The organism is Alkalihalobacterium chitinilyticum, assembly GCF_029028005.1.
Taxonomy (GTDB): domain Bacteria; phylum Bacillota; class Bacilli; order Bacillales; family Bacillaceae_F; genus Alkalihalobacterium; species Alkalihalobacterium chitinilyticum.
The window spans coordinates 18,986-32,807 of the sequence record NZ_JAOTPO010000023.1 but is presented as its reverse complement, the minus strand read 5'-3'; the positions used below and the strand labels follow the sequence as shown (position 1 = coordinate 32,807).

Annotated in this window: 12 protein-coding genes; 9 read left to right on the top strand and 3 right to left on the bottom strand. The window is 38.0% G+C overall.

All coding sequences use genetic code 11. The annotated features are described in order from the left end of the window. Positions 1–361: 361 nt before the first annotated feature. Genes N7Z68_RS21480 through moaD form a run of 4 tightly spaced genes read left to right on the top strand, consistent with a single transcriptional unit; the run spans position 362 to position 2,847 of the window. Positions 362–1,636 carry a molybdopterin molybdotransferase MoeA gene (locus N7Z68_RS21480; RefSeq protein ID WP_275120520.1) on the top strand — a complete coding sequence of 425 codons (1,275 nt, stop codon included), beginning with the start codon at positions 362–364 and terminating at the stop codon, positions 1,634–1,636. After that, positions 1,633–2,151, top strand: coding sequence for a molybdopterin-guanine dinucleotide biosynthesis protein B (mobB, locus tag N7Z68_RS21475; protein ID WP_275120519.1), 519 nt, complete (start codon positions 1,633–1,635; stop codon positions 2,149–2,151). The genes N7Z68_RS21480 and mobB overlap by 4 nt, the downstream gene beginning before the upstream one ends. Next, positions 2,144–2,611 (top strand): molybdenum cofactor biosynthesis protein MoaE, encoded by a 468-nt coding sequence (locus N7Z68_RS21470; RefSeq protein WP_275120518.1) that lies wholly within the window; start codon positions 2,144–2,146, stop codon positions 2,609–2,611. Before mobB ends, N7Z68_RS21470 begins: the two co-directional genes overlap by 8 nt. 2 nt (positions 2,612–2,613) lie before the next feature. Next, positions 2,614–2,847 (top strand): molybdopterin converting factor subunit 1, encoded by a 234-nt coding sequence (moaD, locus tag N7Z68_RS21465; protein ID WP_275120517.1) that lies wholly within the window; start codon positions 2,614–2,616, stop codon positions 2,845–2,847. A 58-nt stretch (positions 2,848–2,905) separates the two neighbouring features. Here the strand turns inward: moaD and N7Z68_RS21460 are convergent, their stop codons facing one another. Together N7Z68_RS21460 and N7Z68_RS21455 are read right to left on the bottom strand one after the other, a co-directional pair. Further along, positions 2,906–3,496, bottom strand: a complete 591-nt coding sequence (locus tag N7Z68_RS21460) for a molybdenum cofactor guanylyltransferase (RefSeq protein WP_275120516.1) — start codon at positions 3,494–3,496, stop codon at positions 2,906–2,908. A 123-nt stretch (positions 3,497–3,619) separates the two neighbouring features. Beyond that, entirely contained in the window at positions 3,620–4,915 is a 1,296-nt protein-coding gene (locus N7Z68_RS21455; RefSeq protein WP_275120515.1) for an MFS transporter, read from the bottom strand. A gap of 422 nt (positions 4,916–5,337) precedes the next feature. Between N7Z68_RS21455 and nirB the strand changes: the two genes are divergently transcribed. The 4 genes from nirB (at position 5,338) to pflA (ending at position 11,503) form a co-directional block, all read left to right on the top strand. After that, positions 5,338–7,758, top strand: a complete 2,421-nt coding sequence (nirB, locus tag N7Z68_RS21450) for a nitrite reductase large subunit NirB (protein ID WP_275120514.1) — start codon at positions 5,338–5,340, stop codon at positions 7,756–7,758. 14 nt (positions 7,759–7,772) lie between these two features. After that, positions 7,773–8,099: a nitrite reductase small subunit NirD gene (gene nirD / locus N7Z68_RS21445; RefSeq protein WP_275120513.1), complete on the top strand. Its 327-nt coding sequence runs from the start codon at positions 7,773–7,775 to the stop codon at positions 8,097–8,099. A 245-nt stretch (positions 8,100–8,344) separates the two neighbouring features. Then, positions 8,345–10,597 (top strand): formate C-acetyltransferase, encoded by a 2,253-nt coding sequence (pflB, locus tag N7Z68_RS21440; RefSeq protein ID WP_275120512.1) that lies wholly within the window; start codon positions 8,345–8,347, stop codon positions 10,595–10,597. A gap of 177 nt (positions 10,598–10,774) precedes the next feature. Further along, positions 10,775–11,503, top strand: a complete 729-nt coding sequence (gene pflA / locus N7Z68_RS21435) for a pyruvate formate-lyase-activating protein (RefSeq protein WP_275120547.1) — start codon at positions 10,775–10,777, stop codon at positions 11,501–11,503. Positions 11,504–11,550: 47 nt separating this feature from the next. Here pflA and dctP read toward each other — a convergent pair whose 3' ends face one another. Next, a complete protein-coding gene (dctP, locus tag N7Z68_RS21430) occupies positions 11,551–12,573 on the bottom strand; it encodes a TRAP transporter substrate-binding protein DctP (protein ID WP_275120511.1) in 1,023 nt (340 codons plus the stop codon). 239 nt (positions 12,574–12,812) lie between these two features. Here dctP and moaA point away from each other — a divergent pair, with 239 nt between their 5' ends. Beyond that, a complete protein-coding gene (gene moaA / locus N7Z68_RS21425) occupies positions 12,813–13,799 on the top strand; it encodes a GTP 3',8-cyclase MoaA (RefSeq protein ID WP_275120510.1) in 987 nt (328 codons plus the stop codon). The last annotated feature ends 23 nt before the right edge of the window (positions 13,800–13,822 follow it).

Below are 13,822 nucleotides of genomic sequence, written 5' to 3'. Positions count from 1 at the left end.
TCTTATTCTATTACTAGATTAAAATTCATAATTACATACCGCTTCATTACATCAAAGTAGTAATAACCTTCTGTTCTGCACTATTAAAAGCCCTAGAGCAGAACCTCTTTTAATCTTCCTATCATTTTATTATGATAGCCAATTTCCTTTATCTACTGCAATTCTCAAAATTGAGAGAATTTATCGCTCACACGATCGTTAAAGTCGCCAGAATTATACGATTTAGAAGCCCCTGCAATATTAATGAACTCGTGTTTAGTGTATAATAAATATGTCGAAATTTATGGAATTGGAACGTGTTGCTTTCCATATTTTTAGTGAAAAAGTAAGCTATCATTGTAGTTTTAGGGAGGATACGTCATTGGTAGAAAGAAGAACCCCAATACCTGTAAAAGATGCTGTGAATAAAATAATGGACCATGTCCATCGAAATGGCGAGGTGGAATATGTAACCATCGATGAATGCCTCGGTCGTTACTTGGGGAAGCCTTTAAAAGCTGACCACGATGTACCACCTTTCGATCGATCACCATATGATGGATTTGCGATTCGAAGTGAAGATACGCAAGTCGCAAGCTCAGATAACCCAGTACCATTAGAAGTGATTGAGGAGATTGGTGCAGGAACAGTGGCCAAAGCAACGCTTCAAGCAAAACAAGCGATCCGAATAATGACAGGGGCACAAATTCCCAACGGTGCGGATGCTGTCATCATGCTTGAACTCGTTAAAGAGGTACACGAGAACGGGAAGACATACATACAAGTTAAACGTAAAGTAGCGTCGGGTGATAATATATCCAGACAAGGTGAAGATGTCAAAAACGATTCGGTGTTACTTGATAAAGGTACAAAAATTAATGAAGGAACAGTTGCACTATTGGCGACATTCGGTTATGCGAAAGTGCCCGTGTATAAAAAGCCAGTTGTAGGAATTATTGCTACTGGTTCAGAATTATTAGAAGTTAACCAACCGTTGGAACCAGGAAAAATCCGTAATAGTAATGGATATATGATCGCAGCGCAAATTCAAAAGATTGGTGCAGAACCGAAATTTTATGGGAAATTAGCGGATGACTTTGATACATGCTTTGAAAAGATCAAACAAACATTAGCCGAAGTCGATGTGTTGGTAACTACTGGCGGTGTTTCTGTTGGTGACTTTGACCATTTACCAGCCATATATAAAAAGCTTGAAGCTGAGGTTTTATTTAATAAAATCGCGATGCGCCCAGGCAGTGTAACAACAGTTGCCGTAAAAGACGGTAAGTTTTTGTTCGGTCTTTCCGGGAATCCATCAGCTTGCTTTGTCGGTTTTGAACTGTTTGCTCGTCCCGCTATCCTTAGCTTAGTTGAGGCTGATTTTGTGCACTTGCAAAAGGAAAAGGCCATACTGGATAAAGACTTTCCGAAGCCGAATCCATTTACTCGCTTTGTAAGAAGCAGAGTATCGATTGAAGACGGAAAGCTGATGGTGTCACCAGTCGGTTTGGATAAATCAGGTGTCGTTTCTTCCATTGCCTATGCGAACGCTCTTCTTATGCTGCCAGGTGGTACGAGAGGGTTTGAGCGAGGAATGGAGGTTGAGGTGCTGCTTTTAAATGGAGAAGGTAGTGCTTCAATATGGGAGAAAGAATGAAACTCATTCAAGTGGCAGGGTACAGTAATTCAGGAAAAACAACGTTAATTGAAAAATTAATTACGTACCTAAAGAGGAAAGACATGAGTGTTTCAGTTATTAAACATCATGGGCATGAAAATCGCTTAGCAGTATTTGATACTGGAAAAGACTCGGCAAAGTTTCGTGAATGTGGTGCTACGGGTACGACGGTTGTTGCTGGTAATACCGTGCAAATGCACTTTAATAAGGAAGCAAATTGGTCAATAAAAGATGCCCTTAAGTTTCAACAGTTCCTAAAAATTGATCTTGTAATCATTGAAGGATTTAAAAAGGAACCATTTCCCAAGGTTGTCATTGTTAAAAAAGAAGAGGATATCGAGTTATTAGAACAACTTGAAAACATACAAGCCATTCTACTGTGGAAGAATATTGAACTACCGACTACATTAGAGGTTCCTACGTTTTTATTAGATGATTTTGAGTCTTTTTTTAGTTGGTTTATGAATGGTGTATTGGAGGAAAGAAATGAGTGAACAGCTTTTTGAACTTATAAAAGAACCAATCTCAATTGAAACGATCGTTAATAAAGTAGTCGACCGTAATGCAGGCGCGATTAATACATTTATTGGAACAGTTAGGGAGATGACAGGTGAGAAAAAAACCGTCTTTCTTCGCTATGATGCTTATGAGACAATGGCCGTAAAAAAACTAGCTCAAATTGGTGATGAAATTCAGGAAAAGTGGCCGCAAGCAAAAGTGGCGATTACTCATCGAATTGGCGATTTAGAAATTACCGATATTGCAGTTGTTATAGCTGTATCAACGCCTCACCGAGCAGACTCTTATGAAGCTAGTCGCTATGCAATTGAAAGAATAAAAGAAATTGTACCGATTTGGAAAAAAGAGCATTGGGAAGACGGGCAAGAGTGGGTCGGCGACCAATTAGAAAAAGTAAAATATGAAACAGGTAAGCCGGAAATTAAAGAGGTGTAACGATGAAGGTTTTGTTATTTGCACAATTAGAAGAAATTGTCGGTGAAAGAGAAATTGAAATAAAAAGTGAACCGATGACAGTTGGACAGTTAAAAGACGTATTGCTGGAAAAGTATCCAAATTTACGGTCATTAGATAGTACGATTGTGGCGGTCAATGAAGAATATGTTAAAAATGATACACAACTAAAAGAAAACGATGTTGTTGCTTTAATTCCTCCTGTAAGTGGTGGGTAATAAGAGTGACATATAAATAAACATCCATCACTTGATGGATGTTTATTTATTCATATAGCTAACTAAATCTCAAATCATCTTTCTCATTAATATTACGAAATGCCTCAGGATGCTTCCACTCGTATTCCTCTATAAAAACCGTCTCAACGGCCTGAAATAACATTCCTATCTTTAAACAATTTTCTTTTAGATTTTTTTCAATCATGGGTAAGCATCGTCTGTTGTACATAGCAATTAATGGTTGATTTCTTCCTGAAACTTTAGGAATAATCGCATCTTTATCAGGATAACGCTCAGTATATGAGCGTAGCTGGTTGAGTACTTCCGAATGGATATAGGGCGTATCGCATGGAAGAGTCATATACCATTCTGAATGAACATGTTTCATAGCACTATAGATACCCGCTAGTGGCCCGTAGCCTCGAAACTGCTCTTCATCTAAAATGACATCATATGTAGTTTGTTGTTGAATTTGTTGAATAAGATCAGGTTGGCTAACAATAACAATTTCTTCTGTGTTTTCATGTAAAGCATCTATACTATATTGGATAAATGGCTTTCCATCGAGCTCGTATAATGCTTTATGCTCACCGAAGCGTCGTGAGGCACCACCAGCTAATAAAACTCCGACAATATGATGGGTTTTCATAGGTATTCCTCCTATCTTCCTTTACACTTCATTATTTCATAGGAACGAAAATTTTACTATGAGAATAAAAAAACAGGCCTTTCACTCAGGAGTGAAAAGGCCATGTTCTTTTAAGCGCTTGGATTAACATTTAACTTCTGCATTTTTTCTTGAGTAGAAGTACCAGTTGATAACTAAGCTGATTACGTAGTAACCGATAAAGATAAATAGAGCTAAGTTAGCATATCCAGTTGTGTCAATTGACCAACCGAAGATTTTTGGAATAAAGAATGCACCGTATGCAGCAAATGCAGCAATTAACCCTAGAACAGGTGCGGCAAATTTTTCTTCAAAAATGAACGGTACCATTCGGAAAGTAGATCCATTTGCAATTCCAGTTCCAGCAAATAGCACTAAGAATGAAATTAAGAAACCAGTAAAGTTATTAATATTTAAGAAGTAAATGACACTTGATGTTGCAAGGATCATCGCGACAATCGTCCAGAATGTTACCTTTGCACCACTATTCACTTTATCAGAAAGCCAACCACCGAAAGGACGGATCGAAGCACCAACTAATGCACCTAAGAAAGCAAACTTCATAACATCGATTTCTGGGAACTCAGAACGGATTAATAATGGAAATGCCGCTGCGAACCCGATAAATGAACCGAAGCACATGACATATAGCCAAGTCATAATCCACATATGTTTCATTTTTAGAACAGAAAGTTGACTCTTAATGCTTGGTTTTGCTACAGGAAGTTCATCCATAAAGAAAAACGTAACAATTACAGAAGCGATAATTGGAATTACCCAAATAAATGCTGCATTTTGAATATAAACGACGCTGCCATCTGGTAAAGTTTGACCTCCACCAGTTAGAGCACCAATAAACCCTAAACCGATTACGATTGGAGTTAAGAACTGAACTACACTAACTCCTAAGTTTCCAATACCAACGTTAATTCCGTTGGCTGTACCTTTTGCTTTTTTCGGATAATATGGGTTTAAAGTAGCTGTTGAAGACGCTAAGTTACCTCCACCAAGTCCACATAAAGCAGCAAGGATGACCATTGTTTGAAAGCTTGTTTCAGGGTTTTGAACAGCAAACCCAATACCGATTGCAGGAATTAGAAGAACAACAGTTGTAAGTAATGTCGTTTTCTTACCGCCAATCAAGCCTGGCATAAAAGTATAGAATAATCGTAATGTTGCCCCAGTTAATCCAGGTAAAGCAGCTAACGTAAATAATTGACTGCTAGTGAAATTAAAGCCTACATCATTTAATCGAACAGCTGTAACTGACCATAATTGCCATACACAGAAAGCTAAGATTAAAGAAAATACGGATATCAATAAGTTCTTTCTTGCAACTTTCTTTCCTTCACTTTCCCAAAAACTTTCATTTTCTGGCTCCCATTTCGTAATTTTCGCCATGATCTATTCCTCCAAATACTATTGTTTAATTTTCTTCACATCGATGTTTCTTACAAAACTGATGATACAACCAAACGAAAAAGTTGAGTGTGATTTTTTTCACAGGAAATAAAAAAAATCGAAGGTACTAACGACAAATAACAATGAATAGCAAGAAAATTAAACAGGGCGATTATATAGAAAGAACTAGTATAACTTTGTAAATAAAGTTGAGAACGATCGGTTCAACAATAGTAAAAATAGTTATTACAAATTTTTGAACGAAACTTTTTCACAAAATAGAAAATATTTCAGTCATCGGGTGTGATTTTTATCACAGTTTTTGCAAACTCTTAATTGTTATACTGAGAGCATAAAAATACAAAACAACCAGTGATGGATGCTCCTATTTGTGAAGTAGTGAGCAAGTGGAGGTTATAAAAATGGAGAAAAAGAAACTGGTCATGATAGGAAACGGAATGGCAGGCGTTAGAGTCATTGAAGACCTATTAAAAATAAACCGTGATTTTTTTGAAATAACGATTTTTGGTAAAGAACCACATCCCAATTACAACCGCATTCAACTTTCAAATATACTTCAAGGAGAAATGAGCTTTGTAGATACAATCATCAATCATTGGGACTGGTATCAAGATAATGAAATTCAGTTGTTTACAGATGAGATGATTACAAAAGTAGATCCGCACCAACAGCTGGTTTATTCAAATAAAGGACAAGTTCTACCGTATGATGAACTGATCATAGCGACTGGTTCAAAGCCATTTATTTTACCTGTTCCTGGTGCCGAACTTTCAGGAGTCATTGGGTTTAGAGATATTGAAGATTGCGAAACCATGATGGAAGTCGCTAAGCATCATAAAAAAGCAGTTGTAATTGGAGGGGGACTTCTTGGACTCGAAGCTGCAAAAGGATTACTTCATTTAGGAATGCAAGTTGATGTCGTTCATTTAGTGGAACATTTAATGGAAAAACAGCTAGATCCAGTTGCTTCTAGTATGTTGAAACAAGCATTAGAAGAGCAAGGGATGAACTTCCTCATGCCAAAATCAACAACTGAAATTGTGGGAACCAACCGAGTCGAGGGTGTTCGATTTTCAGACGGAAGTGAAGTGCAAGCAGACTTAGTCATAATGGCTGCGGGGATTGTTCCAAACATTGATTTTGTTAAGGGCAGTGACATTTATATCAATCGTGGTATCGTAGTTAATGATTATTTAGAAACGAATATTCCTCACGTGTATGCTGTAGGGGAATGTGCAGAACACCGAGAAGTGGTTTATGGATTAGTAGCTCCTTTATATGAACAAGGTAAAGTTTTAGCCAATCGTTTGTGCGGAAGCAAGGAAGAAGGTTACGAAGGGTCATTGTTAGGAACCCAGCTTAAAGTAGCTGAAATTGATTTGTTCTCAGCTGGAGAAATTTATGATGATGCATCAACGAAATCAATTAAAGTTCATAACGAATATGAAGGTGTCTATAAGAAGGTTTTAGTCAGAGATAATCGAATTGTCGGTGTCGTTTTATATGGTGATACAAAAGATAGTTCAAGATTATTTAGAATGTTAACGAACAAAGAAGATATTTCAGATCAAGCGACAATTTCTTTCTTACAAGCGCCAGGAGCGGATGCGGCGACTGACGTCGGAGCGATGCCAGATAATGAAGTTATTTGTGGTTGTAACGGAACGACTAAAGGAACGATAGTCGATGCTATTCAACAACAAGGACTTGCAACAATTGAGCAAGTAGGTGGTTGTACAAATGCAGGTCGATCTTGCGGGCGGTGTAAACCATTAATTGGTGAAATTCTAGAACATGCATTAGGTTCTGACTATGAATTGACAGCTCAAAAAGAAACATTATGTGGGTGTACAACTTTTAGTCGAGATGAGGTTATAGCTGAAATTAAAGATAAAGGATTAACTTCACCAAAAGAAGTCATGATGGTTCTGAACTGGAACGAAGAACAAGGCTGCTCAAAATGCCGTCCAGCGTTAAATTATTATCTCGGTATGATTAATCCAGAATATAAAGATGATAGAAATTCGCGTCTTGTAAATGAAAAATTACACGCTAACATTCAAAAAGATGGAACGTATTCAGTTGTTCCTAGAATGTACGGTGGAGTGACGACAGCTGAAGATTTAAGAAAGCTTGCTGATGTTGCTGATAAGTATAATGTGCCACTCGTCAAATTAACAGGTGGACAACGAATTGGTTTATTCGGATTGAAAAAAGAACAACTTCCTCAAGTTTGGGAAGAGCTAGGTATGCCGTCTGGATATGCTTACGGAAAGACACTTCGTACAGTTAAAACATGCGTAGGTTCACAGTTCTGTCGATTTGGTACTCAAGATTCGATGAGTCTCGGTATTGAATTAGAGAAACGCTTTGAACGTCTCGATACACCACATAAATTCAAAATGGGTGTATCCGCTTGTCCGAGAAACTGTGCAGAATCCGGAATTAAAGATGTAGGGGTTGTTGGAGTTGATGGCGGTTGGGAACTGTATGTCGGTGGAAACGGCGGTACAGACCTACGTGCTGGTGACTTCTTCTGTAAAGTCAAAACGGAACAAGAAGTATTTGAAATGACAGGTGCCTTTATACAGTATTACCGTGAAACAGCAAAATATTTAGAAAGAACATCTCACTGGGTGGACCGCCTTGGTTTAGACCACATTAAAGAAGTAGTCGCTGATACAGAAAAACGAGCTGAATTAAACGCAACGCTACAAAAAACAGTGAGTCGTTATGAAGAGCCGTGGCAAAAAATTAATGAGGATGAAAACATCCGTCAAGCCTATTTTAAAACAACAACTATACCAGTGTCTGTTCAGTAGAGAGGAAGATTAGTATGATGAAAACAAGACAAGCTATTAAACTTTGTTCATTTCAGGAACTGCCAGAGATGATTGGTCAAGTATTTTCTGTCGGCGGGGAGGAGATTACTCTCTTTCGCCTGACAGATGGTACGGTTCGTGCGATTGAAAACAAGAGTCCACACCCTAAAGGAGGCATTCTTTCCGAAGGTCTTGTCAGCGGGCACTTTGTTTTTTGTCCGATGCATGACTGGAAAATCTCACTAATTGATGGAAAAGTACAAGCTCCTGATGAAGGTCAGGTTAAGGTCTATAATATCGAGGTCTCAGATGGTGATGTGAAGCTGGTTTGCGAAGAATAAGAGAATAGATAGAGGGGCTGTTGAATTACGACTATTTCGTGAACAGAACGATAGCTGACACGATTTTGTGATTTTTTTCACAGTCTCAAATACTACTGAATTGTTATACTAAATTTGTAGTTAAATTAGAAAAAAATAGAAAAGACGCTATTGAATAAGCTAGGTCGTATATATTGAGATAGTATTTAGTCAGTCATTTTGATAGCGTCTTAATCCCATTGTTAATTTTCAAGGAGTGAAAAAAGATGAGTCATCTAAACAGTTTTAGAAAAGGTAATTGGAACCAAGAAATTGATGTGAGGGACTTCATTCAAAAGAATTATACACTTTACGATGGTGATGACGCTTTTCTTGTAGGAGCAACCGAAAACACTAAAAAATTATGGGAACAAGTGATGGAGCTTACGAAAAAAGAACGTGACAACGGCGGTGTATATGATTTAGACACTGAACTCGTTTCTACTATTACATCACATGGCCCAGCATACCTAGACAAAGAGAAGGAAACGATTGTCGGTTTCCAAACCGATCAACCGTTCAAACGTTCATTACAGCCATACGGTGGTATTCGCATGGCAGCAACAGCTTGTGAAGCATACGGTTATAAGATGGATCAAGAAGTAGATCGCTTTTTTACGGAGCATCGAAAAACACATAATCAAGGTGTATTTGATGCATATACAGACGAAATGAAACTGGCGAGAAAAGTCGGGATTATTACCGGTTTGCCGGATGCTTATGGGCGTGGAAGGATTATTGGTGATTACAGACGAGTTGCTTTATACGGTGTGGATTTCTTAATTAACGAAAAGAAACAATCACTTCAAGAAATGGGTAACAAAATGTCTGAAGAAGTGATTCGTTTAAGAGAAGAGATTTCTGAACAAATTAAATCGCTTCAAGAATTGAAAACACTTGCTGTTTCTTACGGTTTTGACATTTCAGAGCCAGCAACCACGGCAAAGGAAGCTTTTCAATGGTTGTACTTTGGCTATTTAGCTGCAATAAAAGAGCAAAATGGAGCAGCGATGAGCTTAGGACGAGTCTCAACGTTCCTCGATATTTATATTGAAAATGATATAAAAGAAGGTCGTTTAACAGAAGAAGAAGCACAAGAATTAGTCGATCATTTTGTCATGAAACTGCGTCTCGTCAAATTTGCGAGAACACCTGATTATAACGATCTCTTTAGTGGCGATCCGACATGGGTAACTGAATCAATTGGCGGTGTTGGAATAGACGGCAGACCATTAGTCACAAAAACGTCGTTCCGTTTCATTCACACTCTATCAAACCTAGGTCCAGCACCAGAACCGAATTTAACTGTGCTTTGGTCAACGAACTTGCCAGATAATTTTAAGCGCTATTGTGCGAAGATGTCGATCCAAACAAGTTCACTTCAATACGAGAATGATGATCTAATGCGTGTAGAATTTGGTGACGATTATGGAATTGCTTGTTGTGTATCTGCAATGCGGATTGGGAAGCAAATGCAATTCTTTGGTGCCAGAGCAAATCTAGCAAAAACGCTTTTATATGCGATTAACGGTGGGGTTGATGAAAAAGCGAAAATTCAAGTGACACCGATGTTAGAAAGAATTTCGAGTGAATATTTAGACTATGAAGAAGTAATGTCTAAGTTTGATCATGTCATGGAATGGTTAGCTGAGCTCTATATTAATACATTAAATATCATTCATTTTATGCATGACAAATATAATTACGAGCGCATTGAAATGGCTCTTCATGACAATGAAGTTTTACGTACGATGGCGACAGGAATTGCAGGTCTATCTGTAGTTGCTGACTCATTAAGTGCCATTAAGCACGCAAAAGTAAAAACGGTCCGTGATGAGAACGGAATTGTTGTTGATTATATCGTTGAAGGGGAATACCCTCAATACGGAAACAATGATGATCGTGTCGATGAAATTGCTCAAGATATCGTCAGACGTTTTATGAAAAAGTTGAAAAAGCATGATACGTATCGTCAATCTACAACGACAATGTCCATCTTAACAATTACTTCGAATGTGGTTTATGGGAAGAAAACAGGAAATACACCAGACGGAAGAAAAGATGGCGAGCCGTTTGCACCGGGCGCAAACCCTCTTCACGGAAGAGATAAAAAAGGAGCACTCGCTTCATTAAATTCGGTGGCAAAATTACCGTACCAACATTCACTAGATGGAATTTCAAACACATTCTCGATCGTTCCTAAGGCGTTAGGTAAAGAATCCGAAGACCGCACGACAAACTTAGTTGCTATCTTAGATGGGTATTCAGAGAAGAACGGGCATCACTTAAACATCAACGTCTTTGACCGCGAAACATTATTAGATGCAATGGATCACCCTGAATTATACCCGCAATTAACCATTCGTGTATCAGGGTATGCGGTGAACTTTATTAAACTAACAAGAGAACAGCAATTAGATGTAATTAACCGTACATTCCATGACTCCATTGGAGGAAAGCAATTAGTAACACCAGTATAAATAAGTGTGAAAATGGTCCATCATAAAAGGATGAATATCACATAAAAAGATATAGGTGTCACATAAAAAGTGAGGTACCAGGCACCTTTAGTCGGCTAAAGGTGCCTGGTACCATTTAAGTTAGGTAATACTATATTCTAAAAATATCATCATGAATTTATTCAAAAGGGGCTTCTAATTATGAAAGGTTACGTGCATTCAGTAGAGACATCAGGTATGGTAGACGGGCCCGGAATTCGTTATGTCATTTTCACGCAAGGCTGCTTGTTACGATGTCAATTTTGTCATAATCCTGATACGTGGGAACAAAAAAAGGGTGAACCGGTTGATGTAGACGATCTAATTCAGGACATTGAAACGTATATCCCGTATTTAAAACGATCGAACGGCGGGGTTACGGTCAGTGGCGGAGAACCACTTCTGCAAATTGACTTTTTAATTGCCTTATTTAAACGATGTAAAGAATTAGGGCTTCATACAACGATCGACACGTCTGCAGGCTGCTTTTCAAAGAGTCAGTCGTTCCTTAAGTCGTTAGATGAACTTCTCCAATATACAGATTTATTCTTACTAGATATAAAACAGACCGATAATGAAAAGCATAAGCAGTTAACAACGGTTCCAAACACACACATTTTACAGTTTGCTCAGCTTCTTGCTGAAAAACAACAGCCTGTTTGGATTCGCCATGTGCTTATTCCAGGTATAACGGATGCAGACGAAGATTTAGAAAGACTTGCTTCTTTTATCGACACCTTATCGAATGTTGAGAAGGTGGAAATACTCCCATACCATCAAATGGGCGTTTATAAATGGGAGCAATTAGGGTTAGAATATCCGCTTTCTCATGTGAGTCCACCCGAAACAGAAACGGTAGAGCGAGCAAAGCAAATTCTTGGTATATAATAAAGGAGCGGCTGACAATAGTCAGCCGCTCTTACTTTGTATTTCCCTTACTCCGTAGCTTGAATTCGCTGAATATACTCTCCGTATTTCTCAGCATGTTTTTCATATACAGGCTCTACGAGTTCACGGAAAGCATTTAGATCTAGATCTTCGCTAGAAATGATTTCGACGCCATTATCAATTAAATTTTGCTTTTGCTCAGCTTCTAACTCTTGAGAAATGTTACGTTGAATTTGTGCATATTCTTTTCCTAGATTTATAATTGCTTCTTGAATATCTTCGGGTAACGAGTTGTATACGTCATGATTGATTAATAGTGTCGCAGATGCATAGTAAAATCCTACTTCAGAAAGATATTTCGTTTGTTCGTACACATTAGTACTCCAAATTACTCCGTAAGAAAAATCTGATCCATCAATAACCCCTTGTTGAAGACCACCGTATACTTCTGGGAACGCCATCGGTGTAGCATTTGTCCCTAAAGCACTATACGTATCTAGTAATAGTTCGCTTTCAATCGTTCTCATTTTTAATCCTTTTAAATCTTCTGGAGTCATAATTGGTTTTACATTATTCGCTAAATGACGTTGGCCATTTTCCCAAAAGGCAATTCCTTTTAACCCAGAGTTGGACATGATCTCTAATATTTCTTGACCTACTTCACCATCTAATGTCTTATAAGCATGCTCTAAATCTCTAAATAGAAATGGAAATTCAATGGCAGTAACTTCTGGAACAAAGTTACTGACTACCCCCGTTGTAATTACACTCATATCTATAGTTCCTAATTGAACTCCTTCTAATAACTCTCTTTCGCCCCCTAAGGAACCGTTACCGAAAATTTCAAATTGTACTTGTCCATTTGTAGCCTCTTCCACAGCTTCTGCATAAGCTTCAAACCCGAGTGCATAAGCCTCTCCAGGTGGTGCAATATGTCCCACCTTAAGTGTAATAACTTCGGTTGCATTTGAGTTCGATTCATTTGTTACACTGTTTGTTCCTCCACAAGCTGTAAGTCCAACAAGACAAACAATGGAAGAGAGAATAGTTACCAACGATTTCTTTTTCATCATAGTTCCCCCTAGATTTATGTAAGTATATCAAAAGCGTGAAAATCCCTTTACACTTTAACACCCAAAAGCGTTAAAGTGTAAAGTTGTTTTCTATTATAGACCACTCTTAAATAAATTGCATCAAGATTTTAATTTTTTTTGTAATGTTTTTAATTTAATAAAGTTTATGGTCAGTGATATTTTTCACAGAATAAACGATCATCATTTGATAAAGTAAGGTTAAAGGAAGTGATGATATGAATTTAGTTGATCGATTTGATCGGAAACATGATTACTTAAGGATTTCGGTGACAGATCGATGCAATCTCCTTTGTCATTATTGTGTTCCTAACGGGGTTCATGATTGTACAAGTTTTCAACATCTACTTACAGACGACGAAATAGTGAATATTGTTCAAGCTGGAGCACAACTAGGCATAAAGAAAATTCGTATAACAGGAGGAGAGCCACTAGTTCGTAAAGGCCTTCCAGCGTTAATAGGGAGATTAAAAGAAATTCATGGTATAGAAGATATCGCCCTTACGACGAATGGTATCTTCCTAGCAAAGTATGCTCAAGCGTTAAAGAACGCTGGTTTAAACCGAATAAATATCAGTCTTGATACTTTAAATGAAGAAAAATATACGAAGATTACGAGAAACGGAAAACTGAAGGATGTGCTAGAAGGAATTCAAGCAGCAATCGATCATCAGTTACATCCCATCAAGTTAAATGTTGTTTTATTAAAAGACTACAATGTGGATGAGATTGAAACCTTTTTAAAGTGGACGATGAAAGAAAATATACAAATTCGCTTTATTGAATACATGCCGATTGGAAACCAACAATCCGAATGGTCCAAACAATATCAATCTCTGTCGATTGTAAAAAATATAGCTGAAACGATTGGCATCTATACGGAGCACGAAAGAAAGCAACTGGCAGGACCAGCACGAACTTTTTCTTTTGAAAATGCGAAAGGGAGCTTTGGTTTAATTCATCCGATCTCTAATGAGTTTTGTGCTGGTTGTAACCGACTTCGCCTAACGGCGGATGGACATCTGAAATCGTGTTTGTTCTGGGAAGCAGAAGTTCCTGTAAAAGCACTAGCCTATGACCATCACGCACTTATTGATGCTTATAAGCGAGCGTTATTTCTAAAGCCGAAAAGTCATGAAATGGGGCATACTATGTATGAGCAAGGGACCCCAACTGTAAGAGCGATGTCGGCTATTGGTGGTTAAACCTTATATGATCTCACTGACAA